The 19,579-nt window shown below is 61.6% G+C and carries 18 protein-coding genes; 9 read left to right on the plus strand and 9 right to left on the minus strand.

All coding sequences use genetic code 11. From position 1 onward, the window contains the following. Positions 1-698: 698 nt before the first annotated feature. Positions 699-2,573, minus strand: coding sequence for a phosphomethylpyrimidine synthase ThiC (gene thiC / locus OXI69_06470; protein ID MDE2665776.1), 1,875 nt, complete (start codon positions 2,571-2,573; stop codon positions 699-701). Between the two features lie 194 nt (positions 2,574-2,767). On the opposite strand from thiC, the gene OXI69_06475 reads away from it, so the two are divergent. Next, positions 2,768-4,225, plus strand: coding sequence for an aldehyde dehydrogenase family protein (locus OXI69_06475; GenBank protein MDE2665777.1), 1,458 nt, complete (start codon positions 2,768-2,770; stop codon positions 4,223-4,225). A gap of 11 nt (positions 4,226-4,236) precedes the next feature. On the opposite strand, the gene OXI69_06480 is transcribed toward OXI69_06475, so the two are convergent. Then, positions 4,237-4,851, minus strand: a complete 615-nt coding sequence (locus OXI69_06480; protein ID MDE2665778.1) for a DUF1080 domain-containing protein — start codon at positions 4,849-4,851, stop codon at positions 4,237-4,239. Positions 4,852-5,128: 277 nt separating this feature from the next. Between OXI69_06480 and OXI69_06485 the strand changes: the two genes are divergently transcribed. The 3 genes from OXI69_06485 to OXI69_06495 all read left to right on the plus strand — a co-directional run bounded on the left by OXI69_06485 (position 5,129) and on the right by OXI69_06495 (position 7,774). Continuing rightward, on the plus strand, positions 5,129-5,923 hold the full coding sequence (locus OXI69_06485; GenBank protein ID MDE2665779.1) for an electron transfer flavoprotein subunit beta/FixA family protein: 795 nt from the start codon (positions 5,129-5,131) through the stop codon (positions 5,921-5,923). Between the two features lie 88 nt (positions 5,924-6,011). Further along, positions 6,012-6,998 carry an electron transfer flavoprotein subunit alpha/FixB family protein gene (locus OXI69_06490; protein MDE2665780.1) on the plus strand — a complete coding sequence of 329 codons (987 nt, stop codon included), beginning with the start codon at positions 6,012-6,014 and terminating at the stop codon, positions 6,996-6,998. 32 nt (positions 6,999-7,030) lie between these two features. Next, entirely contained in the window at positions 7,031-7,774 is a 744-nt protein-coding gene (locus OXI69_06495) for a lysophospholipid acyltransferase family protein (protein MDE2665781.1), read from the plus strand. Positions 7,775-7,982: 208 nt separating this feature from the next. On the opposite strand, the gene OXI69_06500 is transcribed toward OXI69_06495, so the two are convergent. The 6 genes from OXI69_06500 to OXI69_06525 all read right to left on the minus strand — a co-directional run bounded on the left by OXI69_06500 (position 7,983) and on the right by OXI69_06525 (position 14,442). After that, positions 7,983-9,131, minus strand: coding sequence for a pyridoxal phosphate-dependent aminotransferase (locus OXI69_06500; protein ID MDE2665782.1), 1,149 nt, complete (start codon positions 9,129-9,131; stop codon positions 7,983-7,985). Between the two features lie 29 nt (positions 9,132-9,160). After that, on the minus strand, positions 9,161-9,691 hold the full coding sequence (coaD, locus tag OXI69_06505; protein ID MDE2665783.1) for a pantetheine-phosphate adenylyltransferase: 531 nt from the start codon (positions 9,689-9,691) through the stop codon (positions 9,161-9,163). Positions 9,692-9,807: 116 nt separating this feature from the next. Next, positions 9,808-10,371, minus strand: coding sequence for a 16S rRNA (guanine(966)-N(2))-methyltransferase RsmD (gene rsmD / locus OXI69_06510; protein ID MDE2665784.1), 564 nt, complete (start codon positions 10,369-10,371; stop codon positions 9,808-9,810). Positions 10,372-10,455: 84 nt separating this feature from the next. Further along, a complete protein-coding gene (gene recG / locus OXI69_06515) occupies positions 10,456-12,567 on the minus strand; it encodes an ATP-dependent DNA helicase RecG (protein ID MDE2665785.1) in 2,112 nt (703 codons plus the stop codon). A 63-nt stretch (positions 12,568-12,630) separates the two neighbouring features. Then, a protein-coding gene (gene prfB, locus OXI69_06520) for a peptide chain release factor 2 (protein MDE2665786.1) occupies positions 12,631-13,738 on the minus strand; the annotation gives its coding sequence in 2 pieces (ribosomal slippage) (positions 12,631-13,665 and positions 13,667-13,738; 1,107 coding nt in all). 482 nt (positions 13,739-14,220) lie between these two features. Continuing rightward, positions 14,221-14,442 carry a hypothetical protein gene (locus tag OXI69_06525; protein MDE2665787.1) on the minus strand — a complete coding sequence of 74 codons (222 nt, stop codon included), beginning with the start codon at positions 14,440-14,442 and terminating at the stop codon, positions 14,221-14,223. A 273-nt stretch (positions 14,443-14,715) separates the two neighbouring features. Between OXI69_06525 and OXI69_06530 the strand changes: the two genes are divergently transcribed. The 4 genes from OXI69_06530 to OXI69_06545 all read left to right on the plus strand — a co-directional run bounded on the left by OXI69_06530 (position 14,716) and on the right by OXI69_06545 (position 17,613). Beyond that, positions 14,716-14,952 carry a hypothetical protein gene (locus tag OXI69_06530; protein ID MDE2665788.1) on the plus strand — a complete coding sequence of 79 codons (237 nt, stop codon included), beginning with the start codon at positions 14,716-14,718 and terminating at the stop codon, positions 14,950-14,952. Further along, positions 14,949-15,764, plus strand: a complete 816-nt coding sequence (locus tag OXI69_06535) for a type II toxin-antitoxin system VapC family toxin (protein MDE2665789.1) — start codon at positions 14,949-14,951, stop codon at positions 15,762-15,764. The genes OXI69_06530 and OXI69_06535 overlap by 4 nt, the downstream gene beginning before the upstream one ends. A gap of 111 nt (positions 15,765-15,875) precedes the next feature. Continuing rightward, a complete protein-coding gene (gene rpsT / locus OXI69_06540; GenBank protein ID MDE2665790.1) occupies positions 15,876-16,157 on the plus strand; it encodes a 30S ribosomal protein S20 in 282 nt (93 codons plus the stop codon). A gap of 85 nt (positions 16,158-16,242) precedes the next feature. Continuing rightward, positions 16,243-17,613 (plus strand): Nramp family divalent metal transporter, encoded by a 1,371-nt coding sequence (locus tag OXI69_06545; GenBank protein ID MDE2665791.1) that lies wholly within the window; start codon positions 16,243-16,245, stop codon positions 17,611-17,613. 15 nt (positions 17,614-17,628) lie between these two features. Here OXI69_06545 and larA read toward each other — a convergent pair whose 3' ends face one another. Beyond that, a complete protein-coding gene (gene larA, locus OXI69_06550; protein ID MDE2665792.1) occupies positions 17,629-19,008 on the minus strand; it encodes a nickel-dependent lactate racemase in 1,380 nt (459 codons plus the stop codon). A 147-nt stretch (positions 19,009-19,155) separates the two neighbouring features. On the opposite strand from larA, the gene OXI69_06555 reads away from it, so the two are divergent. Continuing rightward, a complete protein-coding gene (locus OXI69_06555) occupies positions 19,156-19,518 on the plus strand; it encodes a hypothetical protein (GenBank protein ID MDE2665793.1) in 363 nt (120 codons plus the stop codon). Positions 19,519-19,579: the final 61 nt, after the last annotated feature.

Genomic DNA, 19,579 nt, shown 5'->3' on the forward strand with positions numbered 1-19,579 from the left:
GGCCTCAATCACTCCCCCCTGGAGGGGGAGTCGGTGAGACAAGGGCTCCGCCCGCAGTCGAACCGGTGGGGGGGGACGGAACTAGCAAGATCGTCAGATAGGAGATTCTGCCTGCAGTTGAGCCGGAGGGGTAACGCGGTGTTCCCTGCTTTTTTGTGGAGGCGTCGCCTTCGGGGACGGGTGCTTTCAATGCGCCGCATACGCGGCTGGGTTGGCGCGGAACCAGACGACCCCGGGTTGCGTTGGGCTTCAATCTGGAAAGGTTGTTCGTCGTCCAGCGGCGCAACCATCGCCTCGCCGAAGCAACGACAGCGGTAAGAGGTGACGTGGGACGGCTTTTCTTTGGGGAAGCAGTGCGTTTCCGAAGGGGCGCTTTCTATTCGCCGCATTCGCGGCTGGGTTGGCGCAGAACTCAGACGACCCCGGGTTGACACCCGGGGCTACCGTGAGCCGCAGCTACGCTGCTCTATAGGGATGGCCCGTAGGTGGCGTCTCGCCAGGTAACCCACGTCAACCGCAGCATTCGCAGCTCTCCCCAAACCCACAACGCTGCAAGAGGAAACGTGTTTTTCTATTTGGAATATGCCCCGGGCCAGGGCCCGGGGGAGTCATCGGGAGACGTCACGTAGGGGAGTTGAGCCGCGAATGCGGCGACAAAACGTAGCCACGGCCCGGGACGAGCCATTGGGACGCGGACGTTACACCTTCTGGTAGAGGCTGGCGCCCTTCTGCTGGAATTCCCGGGACTTGCTGTCCATGCCTTGCTGAAGGGCGTCTTCGGGGTTGACTCCCATCTGTTCGGCGTAAGCGCGCACGTCCTCGGTGATCTTCATGGAACAGAAGTGCGGTCCGCACATGGAGCAGAAGTGGGCCAGCTTGGCGTTGTCCGACGGCAGGGTGGCGTCGTGGAACTGTCGGGCTCGCTCCGGATCGAAGCCCAGGTTGAACTGGTCTTCCCAGCGAAACTCGAATCGGGCCTTGGAAAGGGCGTTGTCTCGCGCCTGGGCTCCGGGATGGCCCTTGGCCAGATCGGCGGCGTGAGCGGCAATCTTGTAGGCAATGACCCCCTCCTTGACGTCCTCTCGTTCGGGCAAGCCCAGGTGTTCCTTGGGAGTGACGTAGCAGAGCATGGCGGTGCCGTACCATCCGATCATGGCGGCGCCGATGGCGCTGGTGATGTGGTCGTATCCGGGGGCCACGTCCGTCGTCAAGGGACCCAGGGTATAGAAGGGCGCCTCCCCGCAGGTCTCGAGCTGGCGGGTCATGTTTTCCCGGATCAGCTGCATGGGAACGTGTCCGGGGCCCTCGATCATGGTCTGCACGTCGTGCTTCCAGGCAATCTTGGTCAGTTCGCCCAGGGTGTCCAGCTCCGCGAACTGGGCCTCGTCGTTGGCGTCGGCGATGGAGCCGGGCCTCAGCCCGTCACCCAGGCTGAAGGTGATGTCGTAGGCCTTCATGATCTCGCAGATTTCCTCGAAATGGGTGTAGAGGAAGTTCTCGCTGTGGTGAGCCAGGCACCACTTGGCCAGAATGGACCCGCCGCGGGAGACGATGCCGGTGACCCGCTTGGCTGTCAGCGGAACGTAGCGCAGGCGTACGCCGGCATGAATGGTGAAGTAGTCGACCCCCTGTTCGGCCTGTTCCACCAGGGTGTCGCGGAAGATCTCCCAGGTGAGCTCCTCCGCCTTGCCCTGGACCTTCTCCAGTGCCTGGTAGATGGGCACGGTGCCGATGGGAACCGGGCTGTTGCGAAGAATCCATTCGCGGGTTTCATGAATGTTGGGTCCGGTGGACAGATCCATCACCGTGTCGGAGCCCCATCGGATCGCCCAGACCATCTTTTCCACTTCCTCTTCGATGGTGGAGGATACGGCTGAATTGCCGATGTTGGCGTTGATCTTGACCAGGAAGTTCCGCCCGATAATCACCGGTTCCAGTTCCGGATGGTTGACATTGGCCGGAATGACGGCCCTGCCGCGCGCGACCTCATCGCGCACAAACTCGGGGGTGATCCGGGCCGGCAGACTGGCGCCCCAGGAATTGCCGGGATGCTGGTGGTCCAGTCCGCTCTCCAGCCGCTGGTTCTCCCGAATGGCGATGAATTCCATCTCGGGTGTGATCACTCCGCGGCGGGCGTAATGCATCTGGGAGACATTGCGTCCGTACCTGGCACGCACGGGGCGGCGAAGGTGCTTGAATCGAAGGGCATCCAGGCGATGGTCGGCCAGTCTCAGCTTGCCATACCGGGAAGAGACCTGCGGGAGGTCCTCAACGTCGTCGCGGTCCCTGATCCACTCGACCCGGATAGGGGACAGGCCTTGGCGGATGTCGATCTCGACCGAGGGGTCGGTGTAGGGGCCGCTGGTATCGTAGAGAGTTATCGGGGGATTGAGAACCGCATCCCTTTCGGCGCCGCCGAGCTGTCGGGTGGGAGTCTGACTTACCTGGCGCAAGGGAACCCGAATGGAAGGATGAATTTTGCCGGGCGCGTAGATCTTCTGCGAAGCCGGAAAGGGATCGCAGGTGATGGCGCCCAATTTGCCCTCATCAATCCTTGCTTGCTTGGATTTCATCAACAAACCCCTCTATTTTCAATAGATTGCAATTAAAAGTGCGGACCGAAACCGGTGGATGATTGTCTGCCGTTTGCGTGAATCATACCACAAGATTGACAAAGCCCTGACCCGAAACTAAGATGGGCCGCCGCTGCTGATAGGCGGCCGGCCGGTCGAAAAAAGATGCCGTCGAGCCATGATCGGAGGGAAGCATGTCGGAGACATTCGGGAACTTCATTGCCGGTGAGTGGGTGGAAAGCCCTTCTGGGAAATCGTTCGAGAGTATCAATCCGGCCGACACCCGGGAAGTGGTGGCACGCTACCAGGCGTCCACGGCGGCTGACGTGAAGCAGGCGCTGGAGGCCGCCGGCCAGGCTCAGCAGGCCTGGGCCGAGATGCCGGCCCCCTTGCGCGGCACCATCCTCATGCGGTCCGCCGAGTTGCTGGAAAAGCGGGCCGAGCAGGTGGCGACCGAGATGACCCGCGAAGAGGGGAAAACGCTGCCGGAGGCTCGGGGGGAAGTGGGCCGCGCCGTCAACATCCTGCGCTATTTCGGGGCCGAGGGCGCCAGGCTCAGCGGCGAAACGGTACCCTCGGAACGAGACGGCGTCTTCGGCTACACCTTCCGCAAGCCGCTGGGCGTGGTGTCCCTGCTGACTCCCTGGAATTTCCCCATTGCCATTCCGGTTTGGAAGATAGCCCCGGCGCTGGTTGCCGGAAACAGCCTGGTCATCAAACCGGCCTCGCTGGCGCCGCTGTGCACGGTGCGAGTGGCCGAGGTGCTGCACGAGGCCGGCTTGCCCAAGGGCGTGCTGAATGTGGTCACCGGGTCCGGGGCGGCCATCGGCGATGAGCTGATCGCCAATCCCCTGGTCAAGGCGGTCTCCTTTACCGGGTCCTGCGAGGTCGGCAACGGGATCCAACGTCAGACGGCTCCGCGGGGAATCAAGACCCAGTTGGAAATGGGCGGGAAGAACCCCACCATCGTGCTCCGGGACGCCGACCTGGACCAGGCTGCCGACGTGGTGGTCAACGGCGCATTCTTTTCAACCGGACAGAAATGCACCGCCACCAGTCGAGCCCTGGTGGAGAAGCCGGTTTTCGACGAGTTCGTGAGGTTGCTGGTGGAGAAAACCGAGAATCTGAAAGTCGGCGACGGTCTCCGGCAGGGGATCCAGATGGGACCGTGCGTCGACGAGAATCAGATGAACACCGTCCTGGACTACATCGGGGTCGGCCGGCAGGAAGGAGCGCGCCTGCTGTGCGGGGGCGGGCGACTGACCGGTCCGGAATGGGACAAGGGCTACTTCGTGCAACCCACCATCTTTTCCGAGGTGTCGCCGGATATGAGGATTGCCCAGGAAGAGATTTTCGGCCCGGTGCTGGCTCTCTTTGCGGTCGAAGACCTCGACGAAGCCATCGAGCTCGCCAACCGGGTCCAGTTCGGGCTGTCGGCGTCGATTCTGACCAACAGGATCGATCAGGCCTTCAACTACATCAACCGCATCGAAGCCGGCTTGATTATCGTCAACCTGCCCTCGGCCGGGGTGGAGTATCAACTGCCCTTTGGAGGCACCAAGGCTTCCAGCACGGGCTATCGGGAGCAGGGCAGCGTGGCCATCGACTTCTATTCGGAGCTGCGGACGGTCTACCTGAAGCACCGGATCTGAGGACGTTCCACCTATTCGATCTCCCGGATGTAGAGGTCCTTGAAGCGCATTTTGCCTTCGCCGCCGCTGTGGAGCTGCAGTGCGATGACTCCGTCGAAATAGCGGGGGGCAGGATCCTTGTAGTCCACGGCCCGCACACCGTTGAGAAAGGTCACCACCCGATTGCCCAACACCGAAAAGGAAATATCGTTCCACTCTCCCGGTTTCAGGGCCGCCTCTCCGGCTGGGCCGGGCTTGACCAGCCATCCCCGGCCGCCGCTCTCGTAGAGTCCTCCGGTGTGCATGCCCGGGTTGGGGTCCACCTCCACCTGAACCCCCTTGATGTCGACTCCCTGCAGGGTCGAATGGTAGAAGATGCCGCTGTTGCCGGTTCCTTCACCCTTGAATTTGGCTCTGAGCTCAAAGTTCTTGTAGGTCCTGGTTGTGGCCAGATAACCGTATTTCTGGGTCAGGGCTTCTCCCAGGATCTCGCCGTCTTCGACGGTCCATTTCTCCTGGCCGTGCTCCTGCCAGCCACTCAGGTCCCGGCCGTTGAAGAGGGCAATCCAGGCAGGGTTCTCTTCGGGCTGCGCGCTTTGAGGCCACAGGAACCACACCAGCAGAAAGGGAATCCAGAATCGTTTCATGGTGACACCTCCGCGACAACGGTTGCCGGCGGCCGACCTGCTCCGCCCGCATGCCCCGAACCCGGAGTGACTCCCGGACGTCGGGGTTGCGTTATGACTGGCCTTCATTGAGCCAGGATGATTGCTTCATGATAGCAGACATACGGCTCGGGAAATCCCCGGTAGGCGTGGATTTTCATCTCGCTTTTTTGGGCAGGCGGCTCGTTGACAGCCACTTTCGGGATAAGCTAATTTCTGAATTCCGCCGTGTTGGAGATTCAAGTCCCCTGGAATTCTCATGCGAATCCTGACTTGCCTCAAACAGGTTCCCGAACGGGACTCCCGCTACAAGCTGAACCAGGACGGCTCCAGGGTCCTGGAGGAGGACCTGGTCTTCGAAACCAACGAGAGCGACCTCTACGCCCTGGAGGAAGCCCTCCGTTTGAAAGAGCAATTGGGAGGTGAAGTGGCGGCGCTTTCCCTGGGGCCCGACCGTGTCTCCAAGGTCCTGCGCAACGCCCTGGCCATGGGAGCCGACAGGGCCATCCACCTGAAGGGGGAGGCATTCGAAGGTGGGGATGCCTGGGGTACGGCCCAGGCCATCGCCGCTGCCGTCGCCCCGGAGGACTATGACCTGGTGCTCACCGGCGTGCAGTCGGAGGACATGGCTTTCGCTCAGACGGGCGTCGTCCTGTCTCAGATCCTGGGATGGACCTGCGCCACCATCGTGTTGGAGATCGCCTACGAGGGCCAGACCGGCACGATTCAGGTGAAACGGGAACTGGAGAGCAATGTCTTCGAGCGCGTCGAGCTTCCGCTACCCGCGGTCCTGACCATTCAGTCGGGAAGTCACCCGATCCGCTATGCCACCCTGAGAGGGATCATGCAAGCCAAGAAAAAGGAGTACCGTGTGCTGACGGTCTCGGACCTGGGACTCGCCGCGGAGACTGTGGGCGAGGTGGCCGCCAAGGTCACGCACCACCGATTGCTGGCGCCCGAAAGGAAAAAACAGACGGTGATGATCGAGGGCGGAGCTGAAGAGGCGGCCCGGACGCTGGTGGACAAGCTGGTCAACGAAATCGGAGTGATTTAGCCCCGTTGGCCGATGGAGCCGAACGTTTCGGACGGCCCGGCGATTCGAGAGACGCCAACAGCATCCGTCGGAGAAGGAAAATCGGACCATGACAAGCAGGATCGTCGTTTTGGGCGAACACCGGGACGGCCGGCTGAAGAAGATTTCCTGGGAGGCGATCGGCCTGGGCCGCAAGCTCTCAGCCGCGCTCGGGAAGGAGGTGTGCCTGGCCCTGGTGGGGAGCGATATCGAAAGCCTGGCTCGCGAGGTTTCCGGGCGGAGCGGCCTGGAGGTAGTGGCCTTGGCCAATGAGCACTGCCGGCACTACACGCCCGAAGCCTACTGCGAGGTTCTGGCGGAGTTCGCCAGGCGGGACAATCCCTATCTGCTGCTCCTGGGCCACACCTATCAGACCATGGATTTTGCTCCCAAGCTGGCGACCATGCTGGATCGGGGCTTGATCCCCAACTGTGTCGATTTCCGCTCCACGGGCGGCCAACTCCTGTGGGTGCGCCAGGTGTTCAACGGCAAGCTCAACCTGGAGGTGAGTCCCAAGGGGGATCCCCCCTACCTGGTATCGCTGCAGCAGGGGGCATTCCCCGCCTCGGAGGAGGATCTGAAAGCCCCGCCACGGGTCGAGCACCGCCGGGCCGGCGTGGCTGACGAGGTGCTTCGCAGGAAGCTGCTGGAAGTCATGGAGGCGGTTCAGACCAAGGTGGATTTGAGCCAGGCGGAGATCATCGTCGCCGGAGGGCGGGGTTTGGGCAGCAAGGAAAAGTTCCAGTTGATTCTCGACCTGGCTTCGGCCCTGGGGGCGGGAGTGGGGGCCTCCCGGCCGGTAACCGACGGCGGCTGGCTGCCCAAGGAGCATCAAATCGGCAGTTCGGGCCAGACCGTCACGCCCAGGCTCTATATTGCCTGCGGGATTTCAGGGGCCATCCAGCACCTGGTGGGCATGTCCAACTCGGGCTGCATCGTCGCCATCAACAAGGACCCCTATGCTCCCATCTTCCAGGTGGCCGACTATGGGATCGTCGGAGACGTCTTTCAGGTCGTTCCCAAGTTGATCGAGATCGCCAGGGAAATGCGGCCATAGCCCAGGACCAGGCCTCCGACCCCAGGTTTTCCATGAATTCCGACCCGATCCCCGAACCCAAGCCCCTGGAACCCCGGAGAGGGCTGGCCTACTGGGACCGGCCCCGCCGGCTGACGCGGTGGCAGCGCATCTGGATTGCCGTGGTGACGCGGGTCGGAGCCTGGATGGTCGGCTGGATCGGCAGGACGCTCCGATGGGAGAGCCAGGGCGATGAACACCTGGAGCAGATCCATCGCTCCGGGAAGAAAGCCATCTTTACCTTCTGGCACTGTGGCATTTTCCCGGCCACCTGGTACTGGAGGGACCGCGGCATCGTGGTGATGACCAGCCAGAACCTGGACGGGGAGTACATTGCTCGCATTATCCGCATCTTCGGCTATGGAGCCGCCCGGGGGTCCAGCTCCCGGGGAGGCATGAAGGCCCTGGCCGAGATGTCCGGGAAATTGAAGCAAGGCAACGACGTTGCCTTCACCGTGGATGGCCCCCGCGGTCCCCGCTTCAATGCCAAGATCGGCCCGGTCTTGCTGGCGCGGAGGAGCGGCGCCGCCATTTTCTGCTTCCATATCGCGCTGCAGCGCAAAATCGAGCTCGACAACTGGGACGGATCCCAGATACCGCTGCCCTTTTCACGAGCCTTGATCCTCAAAGCCGCCCCGATTTACGTTTCGCGCCGAGCCGACGGGGAGGAGATTCGCCGGAAGCACCAGGAAATGCAGGAAGTCCTGGACCGTTTGCAGCGACAGGGGGAAGAACGCTGGAAAAAACCGGCCCGCTGAGAAACGCGGTCGTGTACCCCGGGGATCAATGTAAATTATCCGTGTAAACCATGCATGGATTGCACACGAGGCCTGCACAGGGCTCCCTGCCGGGATTCTTTTCCCTCCCAACTCCCGGCGGATGCCTCTTGAGTCTTCTCCAACTTCTTGGCGGCCCTTCGTGGATAACTCTTTTCCCCTTCATGGCGGGCTGCTCCGAGGCGTTGCCTCACAAAACCTTCCCGAAGAACCGAGCCAGGCGGTCGGCGCCCTTCTCCAGTTGCTCCATGGATGTGGCGTAGGAGATACGGATGTGGTCACGCGTGCCGAACCCCTCCCCCGGCACAACCGCCACCCGGGCCTCCTGCAGCAGTTGCAGCGCCAGGTCGGCGGTGCTCTCCACGCGGCGGGCGTCAAGTAGCCCCCGCAGGTTGGGATAGACGTAAAAGGCGCCGTCGGGCCAATTGCAGGAGATTCCGTCAATGGCGTTGAGCGCCTTGACGATGAAGCTGCGACGGCGCGCATAGTCCCTCAGCATGTCTTGAATGGAGTCCTGAGGCCCGCCAAGGGCCGCCACGGCTGCCTTCTGGGCGATGGAGTTGGCGTTGGAGGTGCAGTGGCTCTGGATCTTGAGCATGGCCCGGATCAGCGGCTCGGGTCCCAGGCAGAATCCCACCCTCCAGCCCGTCATGGCGTAGGTCTTGGATACCGATCCCACCACTGCGACGTGGTCCCGGTAGTCTTTGCCGAGGGAGGCCAGCGAGAAGGGCGCCGAACCTTCATAGTTGAAGTGACAGTAACACTCATCGGTCAGCACCAGGAGATCCCGCCGGCGTGCCAGTTCCGCGATCTTCCGCATCTCCTCTTCCCGAATGATTGCCCCGCTGGGGTTGTTGGGTGAATTCAGCAGGATCAGTCGGGTTCGGGGAGAGACGGCTGCCTCGATCCGGTCCGCGGTGACGCGGAAATTTTCGGGTTCCGAGGTTGGGACAAAGCGGCAGGCGGCGCCGGCGTAGTGGACCGCCTCCTTGAATGTGACCCAGTAGGGGACAGGGATCACCACCTCGTCGCCGGGCTGAAGCAGAGCGCTGGTCAGGTTGAAGATGGCATGCTTTGCCCCGACGGTGACCAGGACTTCGCGGGTGGAATAGTCGGACCGACAGTCGCGGGCGTGCCGCTGCACGATGGCTTCCTTGAGCTGCGGAATGCCGTCGGTGGGCGTGTAGCGGGTGAAGTCGTCCTGAATGGCCTCGAAGGCAGCCCGCTTGACGTGGGACGGGGTGGGAAAGTCGGGCTCGCCGGCGCTGAGGTCCACCACATCCACGCCTTGGGCCTTGAGCTGGGCCGCGGCCGCGAAAACGGCCCCCGTCGAGCTCATCGAAATGCGTCCGACGCGCTGTGAGAGTCTCATGAGTCGGGATTGTTGGCGGCGGTCGCCTGACCTTCCCGGCCCATTGAGGCAATCTTTTTCAGCAGTCGGTCCTCCACGTTGCGGGGAACCAGCCCGGAGATCGTTCCCCCGAATTGGCAGACTTCCCTGACCAGTCGGGAGCTCAGATAGCTGTAGGCCTCGGAGGGCATCATGAAGACCGTTTCGATCTGAGGCTCCAGGCGCCGATTCATCAAGGCCATCTGCAGTTCGTACTCGTAGTCGGATACCGCACGGATGCCTCGGACAATGACTCGGGCCTGCTGCTGCAGGGCGTAGTCGACCAGCAGGCCTTCAAACGTGTCCACGCGCACATTGGGGTAGTCGCTTCCCAGGGAGGTCCGGATCATGGTCGACCGCTCATGGGCTGAGAACAAGGGAGACTTTTCGCTGTTGATCAGGATGGCCACAATGACCTCGTCGAACAGGCGAGAGGCCCGGTGGATGATGTCGAGGTGCCCGTTGGTGAGAGGATCGAAGGACCCGGGATAGAGGGCGATCTTTTTCATGGACGGTCTCCAACTCGATGATCTCTTTGGCGCTGTTTCATGGAAACGGGCGGCAACCTCGGGTCGGGAGGCAGCCGGGAGCCTCAGCTGCTTCAATTCGGTGTCGCCGGCTCGATTCAAGTCCCACGGTAGAGGCTGAGTTGGCTGTCCCCGTGCCGGACCTGGCGCACTCGGCTCAAATCGTGGTATCGGGGCTGCAAGGTCAACCACTTGGAATGCTCGAGGATGAGACAGGCACCAGGAGCGAGAATTTGGCAGCGATGAATCTGTTCCAGGGTCCGGGGATAGTGTTGCACGGCGTCGTAGGGCGGATCGATGAAGACTATACCAAACTTGCACTTTCGACGCTGCAGGATTCGAAGGGAAACCTGGACCGGCTGAGTCAGCAGCTTGACCTGGTCGGTCTTGTCCAGGGAGAGGGAATTCAGGTTGCGCCCGATCACCCGCACCGCCCGAGGCGCGCACTCGATCAAGGTGACGTCCCGGGCTCCTCGGCTCAATGCCTCGATACCGACACTGCCGCTGCCGGAAAAGCAGTCCAGGAAGACGGACTCCTCCACCTCCTCTCGGATCAGGTTGAACAGGGTCTCCTTCAACTTGTCGGAAGTCGGCCGGGTCTCCGGACCTCGCAGGGTGGTCAGGCGCTGGTGCTTGAACTTGCCGGCGATGACCCGAACCATGAGAGCAACGCTCCGCTGCAAAAAATGAGGGGTTTCTCCGCGAGTCCGGTGAGTTCGGACCGCGGGTGCGGGCAGGGCGGGATGCTACCCCACTCCCACCAGACCGTAGCGAGCTTGCCAACCGGAGCTCAGGCCGGCGGCCCATTGGCCCAGGGAGGTCTGCGATTCGAAGTTGTCCACCAGGGTTGCGGCCTCCCTGCGGGCCGTCTCCAGAATGGGAAGGTCGCGCAACAGGTGAGCCACGCGCAGGGTGGGAAGCCCCGACTGTCGGGCGCCGAAGAACTCCCCGGGGCCCCGAATCTCCAGATCCTTCTCTGCAATCACGAATCCATCGGTGGTTTCCCGCAGACAGTTCAGTCTTTGGGCCGCTTCCGGGCTGATCGTCCTGGAACCCTGCATCAACAGGCAGTAGGACGGCTCCCTCCCCCTTCCGACCCGGCCGCGGAGCTGGTGTAACTGCGCCAGACCGAAGCGCTCGGCGTGCTCGATGAGCATCACGGTCGCGTTGGCCACGTCCATCCCGACCTCGATCACGGTTGTCGAAACCAGAATGTCGGTTTGCCCGGCGGCGAAGCGTTGCATGGCGGCCTCCTTTTCCGTGCTCTTGAGCCGGCCGTGGAGCAGCTCGACCCGGAAGTCGGGGAAGACCTTGCCTTGCAGGTGCTCAAAAATCTTCCGCGCCGGCCGCAGGTCCATCTTTTCCGACTCCTCGATCAGGGGGCAAAGCACATAGACCTGTCTGCCCCCCCGGACCTGATCGGCAATGAACCGATAGGCGCGAGACCGTTTCAGGTCGTCCAGCAGGTGGGTCTTGACCGGGCTCCGGTTGGGGGGCATTTCGTCGATGACGGAAACGTCCAGATCGCCGTAAAGCGTCATGGAGAGAGTCCGGGGGATTGGCGTGGCCGTCATCACCAGGGTATGGGGATGCACGCCCTTCTGCATGAGATTGAAGCGTTGACGGACGCCGAATCGGTGCTGTTCGTCAATGATGGCCAGTCCCAGCTTTTGAAAGGAGACGTCCGGTTCCAGCAAGGCATGGGTACCGATCAGGAGCTGGAGTCTCCCCTGGGACAATGCTTCAAGCAAGCGGTTCCGTTCCGCCCTCTTCAGCCCGCCGGTCAGCAATCCGATGCGGTAGCCGCTTTCGGCGAACAGGCGTCCGGCGTAGTGGTGGTGTTGCTCCGCCAGGATCTCGGTGGGCGCCATGAAGGCTACCTGAGCTCCATTCTCCATGGCCATGGCGCTGGCCTGCAGGGCGACAACGGTCTTGCCGCATCCGACGTCTCCCTGCAAGAGGCGATTCATGGGAGTGGGCTGGCGCATGTCCTCGACCAACTCGTTGAGGACCCTTTCCTGTGCCCGGGTCGGCCGGAAGGGTAGAAAACTGCCGGCGGCCTTGCGGAGGCCCGGATCGATGCGGAAGGGCATCCCCCGAAGTTGACGGGCCAGGCGGCGTTTCCACCGGACCCCCACCTCCAGCAGAAACAGCTCCTCGAAAACCAGCCTTCTGAGAGCGGGAGTGCGCCTGGCGGCCAGATCTTCCGCTCGGGTTTCGGGCGAGGGGAAATGGGATTCCTGCAGGGCCGGCCGGCGGTCCATGAGGTCGTGGCGCTCCAGAATCTCCAGTGGCAGGGTTTCCGGGACCTGGGAGAGATGCGACAGGACAGTGTGGATCAACCGCCGCAGCGTGCGGGTCCCCAGCCCTTTGGTGGCCTCGTAGACGGGCACGATTCGCCCCATGTCTATCGAGTCCTGAATGGGGACCGCTTCATCCAGAATCTCGAACTCGGGATTGATGATCTGAAGGTTGCCGGTGCCGTAGGGGTCAAGCTCGAATTTTCCGTGAAAGACAACCTGCTGTCCCCGCTTGAATATCTTGCGCTGGTAGAGGTATTCCGAGTGAAACCACTTGCAGCGAATCCGGCCGGTCTTGTCGCGGGCAGCCAGGTCGAAGATCTTCAGGCGGCTCTTGCGGGTGACCAACAGACCGGCGGTCAATACCTCGACCAGTATGGAGGCCTTTGCTCCCGGCTGCAGATCCCCCACCTGGCAGAAACGGGTGCGATCCTCGTAGCGATAGGGAAGGGTGTAGAGCAGGTCTTCGACGGTATGGATGTTCTTGGCGGCAAGGTCGCGGGCCCTCCGCGGCCCCACCCCCTTGACGAATTGCACCGGAGTCTGAAGTTCCAGCATGAGGCAGTCGGCCGGTGGGGAATCGCGCCACCGGGAAGAATCGTCCGGACCGCAGACAGAACACTAGGCGGGCGTCGGTTTGCGAGCCCAGACCAGATAGCTCTTGATAAAGGAATTGATATCGCCGTTCAGGACCCGGTCGGCATCGCCCACTTCCTTTTTGGTGCGGTGGTCCTTGACCAGGCGATAGGGGTGGAGCACGTAGGAGCGGATCTGGCTGCCCCAGGCGATATCCAGCTTGCTGTCTTCGATGGCCCGGCTCTCGGCCCGTTTTTTTTCCAGTTCGGCCTCGTAGAGACGGGAGCGCAGAATCTTCATGGCTACCGACCGATTCTTGTGCTGGGAACGCTCGTTTTGGCACTGCACCACGATCCCGGTGGGCAGATGAGTGATTCGGACTGCCGAATCGGTGGTGTTGACGTGTTGTCCGCCGGCGCCGGTGGAGCGGTAGGTGTCGATCCTCAGGTCCTTTTCCTCGATGACCACCTCCACGGCGTCATCGATTTCCGGAGAAACGAACACGGAAGAGAAAGAGGTGTGCCGGCGCTTGTTGGCGTCGAAGGGAGAGATGCGGACCAGGCGGTGCACTCCCACCTCGGACATCAGGAGTCCATAGGCATTGAGACCCTTGATGGCAATGGTTGCCGACTTGATCCCGGCTTCGTCGCCAGCCTGGCTGTCCACCAGTTCGTGGGTGAATTCCTGCTGTTCGGCCCAGCGCAGGTACATGCGCAGCAGCATCTCGGCCCAATCCTGGGACTCGGTGCCGCCGGCTCCCGGATGGACTGTCAGGAAGGCATTGGCCTGGGCGTTCTCGCCGCTGAGCAGCGTCCGGGTCTCGGCTTCTCCCACCCGCGCTTCCAGCCGGGACATCTCCTCCTGGATGTCCGCGCTGACATCCTCCCCCTCGGCTCCCAGATCGAAATAGGCCTCCAGGTCTTCAACCGAACGATTCAGCTCCCCGTCCAGGGTCAGGTCGGCTTCCAGCCGCTTGCGCCGCTGGAGCAATTTCTGGGACTGGGACTGGTCCGTCCAAAAGGTCGGATCGGCGATATCCGTTTCCAACCGGTGGAGTTCCTTGCGCTTGGCATCGGCGTCAAAGATAGCTCCGTATATCCCGCACCCGCTTCTCCAAGGCCTGAAAATTTCGGGTCAAATCCTCCTGAATCATGACTTTCTCCCGTTCTTTGTTCCGCGAAACAGGAACGGTCCCGTCTCGTTCCTCACGGAGGGCCATCTTAGCACAGGGCAGGGAACGGGGCATGGAATGACGACCACCCGGGAGCGCGGGCGTCCCGCCCGCACAGGGCCCGGCACAGCCTTGCCCGCCACTCCCACTTCTATCGAGCGGGAATGGCGCCGCTGCTCCCCTTCATCCTGGATGATGCGGTGGGTAAGGACGGCGTGGCTGTCCGAAGCATCGCACCGAAGCCGGACAGCCGCCAAGCGGCGAAGGCTGCCGCCTGCCCGCAGCGCCAATAGCCAGGATGGCGAGACCAAGCATCTCCCGGCGGTCGGGCGCGCCCTGGCGGAGTATCCCGTTCAAAGGGCCGGCTGCGGTCAGCCAGGGAATGGCGGGGGGAGGGTTCGTTGGCGGCAAGAGGATGCGGGTGGGACGCCCGCGCTCCCGAGGGATGCCGGTCGGGGGGGAGGCTACTTCTGCCGCTCCGCCAACTCGCGCTTGGTAAAGCCCTCAAACAGCCCCTCCAGCCGCGCCATCCGTTCTCGGAGACCGGCTACATCCTGTCTGACATCAGCGACATCCTCTCGGACATGGCGGATTTCCTGGCGCAAATCTCCGGTCACCTTCCATCCAAGGCTCACCAGGGAAACGCCAAGGATGCCAATGGCGATCAATTCCGCGCTGATTTTCATCTCTGATACTCCTTCCACTTTGACGGACTTGCCGAGAGGGAGATCAGACAAGTTGGACGATGGATTTGTTGATGGCTCGCCCGGTTAGTGTATCACGGTAAGCCGGGCTTGGAAGAAGTGAGGTGCGGCATCCTCAAAGGACGGTTGCAGGAATCCATGGGGTGGAGTCCGCCGAATCGATCCCGACTGAATGCGGGCCGGAGATTGACGAAAGCATGCATGATCGCAGGCGTTATGCTAGCATAATGAATGCGTATTACTGAAGGAGGGGTTATGGGCAGTCTGACCATCCGAAACCTTGATGATCGCGTAATTGATAAGCTCAAGGTTCAAGCCAAGCAGAACCACAGGTCACTTGAAGGAGAGGTCCGCCACTTACTGTCGCAACAAGTGGACCGCCGTGCGCGCATCATCGACTTTCGTGAGCGGACGGGCAAACTCGCTTCTCTTACGACCGATACTCGTCAAACCGATAGTGTGAAACTGCTGCGCGAGGATCGTGATCGGTGAAGCTGACCGTCGATGCCAGCATAATCATCAAGTGGTTCGTGGCGGAACCGATGAGCGATGAATCGCGTCTTCTGCTCTCCCGTCGCATCCATCTGCAAGCTCCCGAATTCCTGCCTGTCGAGTTCGCAAACACGATCTGGAAGAAGAAACGACGCGGGGAACTGCCCGACGCACAACCCTGCCTGGAAGAACTCGCCGGGTTGCCCGATATTATCACTCTGCATCGGGACGGTGAACTTGTTGAGCGTGCCATTTCAATTGCAATGGAAATAGACCACCCGATCTACGATTGCCTCTACCTTGCCTGTGCCGAAACTACGGAGTCGGATCTGGTCACAGCGGACAAGCGCTTTGCGGATCAGGCAGTTGGTCGATTGCCGGGAGCCCCGGTCCGGTACATCGGCGCGGCGGGTGTGGCGGATTGGATCGAAACCGCGGCAACTGCCCCGGTCATCGAACGGGAGACGGTAGAAAGACTGATTACAGCCTACGAGGTCTTTGCGCAAACAGAGCAGTTCGTTCTCGACAATCTCTCAAGTGAAACCGAGGGGTTCCATTTCGTGAATACTGCCGACTTGGCCCCCGCCTTGAGATCCCCGTCCCGGAGGCACCTTTTGAAATCGCTTGTCGGGTTGAACGACGAAGAACGCATCGATCTGCTGGCGCTCGGCTGGTTCGGCGCCGCGCTTTTCCCCAATTGGCGGCAATGCGTCGAGCACGCTGAAAAAATGGGGGGCGGTTTCGACCCCCGTTATGCGGCCGGCTATGGCCGTCACTGGCGAGCCGGGTACGAGCGCGTGACCGGCGGATAGATCCTGCTATGCTTGCCTCTTTCGCTTGACAATTGGCGGACGGACCCGGTATAAGGTTTCGCGCTTGCGGTACTGAGATGCCGGAGCCGACCCGAATCGGGGGAACAGGAATTGGCCAGACACAAATCAGCCATGAAACGAGCCCGCCAGAACGAGCAAAGGCGCTTGGCCAGGCGGAGCAAGATGCGCCGGTTGCGCACTCAGCTCGGAAAAATCAGAAACGCCATTTCCGAGAAGAACACCGAGCAGGTCGAACAGTTGCTGGCGCCGACGCTGTCTTTGATCGACAGTTCCACCCACGGCAGCCTCATTCACCGAAACAAGGCCGCCCGCCAGAAATCGCGCCTGATGTCTCAAGTCAACAGCCTTTCCGGTAGCGCCTCTTCCGCCTGACACCCAAAAAACCCATATGTTGAACTGACAGCCGATCCCTCCCTTGCACTGGCTCGGCCGCCTGGGATAGCATGCCCTTCGTCCCATGACCACCCAGAACCTCTCCGATCCCTACCAGCTTCGTCCCGAAAACATCGAGGATCCCCCACGGACCTATACCAGTATTCTTCGCCGGATCGGTCCCGGCCTGATTCTGGCCAGCGGCATCGTGGGCTCGGGCGAGTTGATCGCCACCACCGTGCTGGGAGCCGAGGTCGGCTACACGCTGCTGTGGCTGATCATTCTGAGCTGCTTCATCAAGGTGGTGGTTCAAAACGAGCTGGGCCGCTACTCCATTGGGACCGGCGAAACCACACTGGAGGCCTTCGACCGGGCGCCGGGTCCGCGTCTGCGAGCCTCCTGGCTGGTCTGGGCCTGGTTCCTGATGGTCATGTTTACGCTCTTGCAGGTGGGCGGGATGCTGGGGGGCGTTTCCGAGGTGCTCAACCGGCTGGTTCCCGCCGTTCCCATCGGTGTCTGGGTGTGGGTGGTGAACCTGGTGACGGTAATCCTGCTCATCGGCGGACGCTACTGGGTGGTGGAGAGAGTCTCCATGGGACTGGTGGTCTGTTTTACCGTTCTGACTGTCAGCTGTGCCTTCCTGATGTTCAAGCTGCCCCAGTACTTTTCCTGGTCCCAGGTCGTTTCGGGATTGTCGTTCCAGCTTCCGGAAGGGGGACTCATCACCGCCGTGGCCGCATTCGGCATCACCGGAGTGGGAGCCACCGAGTTGGTGGCCTATCCCTACTGGTGCCTGGAGAAAGGGTATGCCCGTTACAGCGGCCCTCGAGACGGCGGCTCGGCCTGGCGGGAGAGAGCCGGCGGATGGATTCGGGTCATGGGAGTGGATGTCGGCAATTCCATGGTCATCTACACCTTTGCCACGGTGGCCTTCTACTTTCTGGGAGCGGGAATCCTGCACGGACGGGGCCTCCTGCCCCAAGGCTCCGAGATGGTTCAGGTCCTTTCCACCATGTACACCGAAACCATGGGGCCCTGGTCGTTGCCGCTCTTCCTGGTCGGTGCTTTCGCCGTCCTCTATTCCACCATCTTCGCCGCCACGGCCGCGCACAGCCGGGTGTTTGCCGATTTTGCCGGAATCCTCAAGCTCTACGACAAGACCGACTACGCCAAACGGCTCCGGGTGACGCGCCTCTTCGTGGTCATCCTTCTTTTCGTCCCCTCCATCTATTTCATGTTTCTGCAGGCGCCGGTGATGATGGTCATCATCGGTGGAGCGGCCCAGGCCATCATGTTGCCTGTCATTGCCTTCTACACGGTCTACCTGCGCTACCGTCACATGCCGAAAGAGGTCCTACCCGGTGCATGGCTGACCCTGGCCCTGTGGATCTCAGCCCTGGTCATGGCCCTAGTGATGGGCTATTCCTTCATTCAGCGAATCGCGGGCATGAAGTAGGCGGTCCAATCCTCGTCAGGCGTGGGAGAGGACCTTCTCAGTGACGTAGGGGACGGTCTGGGGGCCTTCGGGGAGCACGGCCACGCGGCAGTTCGGGCCCGAGTCCGCCTGCAGCCGCCTCACCAGGCCGCCGATGTCACGAACAGGTTTGAGGTGCGCTGCCAGAACCTCGGACTCCGGCAGGGTGGAATAGAGGTAGACCTGCGACTTCATCAGGATTTTGGCCAGGATCTGAACCTGCCACTGATCCTGGATGGTCTCGGTGTGGTTGTGAATGTTGGAGAGCACCTCGGCGGGAGACTGTCCTGAGCGCAGCAATTGGCCGAAGGGACCCTCCGAAGGCAGGCCGTCGCAGCACTCCGAAGCCATGATAATGGTTCCACCCTGCTTGACGATGCGGGCGGCGGCCGACATGCCCTTGACGGCCTGGTAGAGATTGAGATCCAGGGGGAACCCCGAATTGGTGGTCACCACCACATCGAAGGGTTGCTCCACCGGTCGCATGACCGATTCTCGTGCAAACCGGCATCCCTCGTCGTGAGCTTCCTTCCAGTCTCCCACGAAGACACCGGTGATTTCCCGGTCCTTGTTGAGAGTGACGTTGACAATGAAGTCCGGCCGGACCAGGGCGGCAATTTCCGACATCTCCCGGTAGATGGGGTTGTTGGCGGTTTCTCCCCAGGTGGCGTTGGGGTTGTCGATCATTGGAGCCGAGTGGTTGCGCAGGATGCTCTCGAAGGCGCCCACCCCCAGCAACACCGCCTTGGGTCCCCCCGAGAATCCCGCAAATAGATGGGGCTCGATGAATCCCGTCAGGATTTTGAGCCGGGCCTGTACGAAATCCTTGTTGACCCAGACCTGGTTGCCGTATCGGCTGGCGCCGAGATGAACCATGCTGGAACGATCCCGAGGTTGGTGCTGCACGATGCGGTATTTGTCGAGGATCTCGCGCCCCAGCATGGCCTCCAGCTCCTGGGGCGTGTTGGACCGGTGGGTGCCTACGGCGTTGATCAAGGTGATGTTTTCTTTTGGCACCTGGTCCAGTTCGGACAACACGATCGGCAGTACCCTGTCGCTCGGCATGGCCCGCGTGCGGTCCGGAAAGATGATGGCCACCGAGGTATCGGCTGTGGCCAGCTCGCGCAGCGGGGCCGCGGCCACCGGGTTGCGAAGCGCATGGAGAAGGGAGGCGGCTTCATCGTCCAGTCCCTTTACGAACCGGGGCTCGATGACCTCGACTCCCCGTTCCGGAAAATCGACATCGAGTCCGTTTTTTCCGTAGGCCAGTGTTACCTTCATGTCCTCTCCCGAGATTCCCAAGATCGCCGTGTGGTTGGACCGCTTTCCCGAACCCGCCGCCATTCGGGCGCGAATGGAAGCGATGTCCAATGCCATGTTGACCCGCTCCGGCGCATATTATACTTTGATTCGGACCGCAGCCGGAGTTTCGGGTGGGTCGGCCCGACCTTCACCGGGTGAAGGAATTGAAATCGAAGCTGCCGGGGCCGAATTGGGCGGCCCGTAACCCACAGAAAAGATGCCATGCGAGAGAGCGACTTTTTCGATGAAAAGGACGTCAGAAAGCCCACCAGTCTGACCTGTCCCTTCTGTGGCCGCACCTATCAGTACGAGGTGCGCTGGCGGCAGCGCCTCAAGAAGAAGCGCCTGCCCGGGGGCGCTTCTTCAGAGGACCGCCGGCGGTTCAGCAAGGCTCAGTCCTACCTGGTCCGAATCGACGACATGGTCGGCTGCCAGCACGGTGGATGTCGCCGGCGGTTCGAGATTGCCAGTTTTCAAACCGTCGTCTTCCTGTCCGAATCCGAACCTGTCTCGGACGCAACCCGCAAGCAGCCTACCAGAACCCCAGCCCGCAGGAATCGAAATCGAAACCACCGCCGAGGTTAGTGTCCCGTTTCGGAAACAGGTCAGCCCTGTTTCCGAGAAGGAAAACCGGACGGACTTGTCT

It is taken from the genome of Acidobacteriota bacterium, assembly GCA_028875575.1.
Taxonomy (GTDB): domain Bacteria; phylum Acidobacteriota; class Terriglobia; order Versatilivoradales; family Versatilivoraceae; genus Versatilivorator.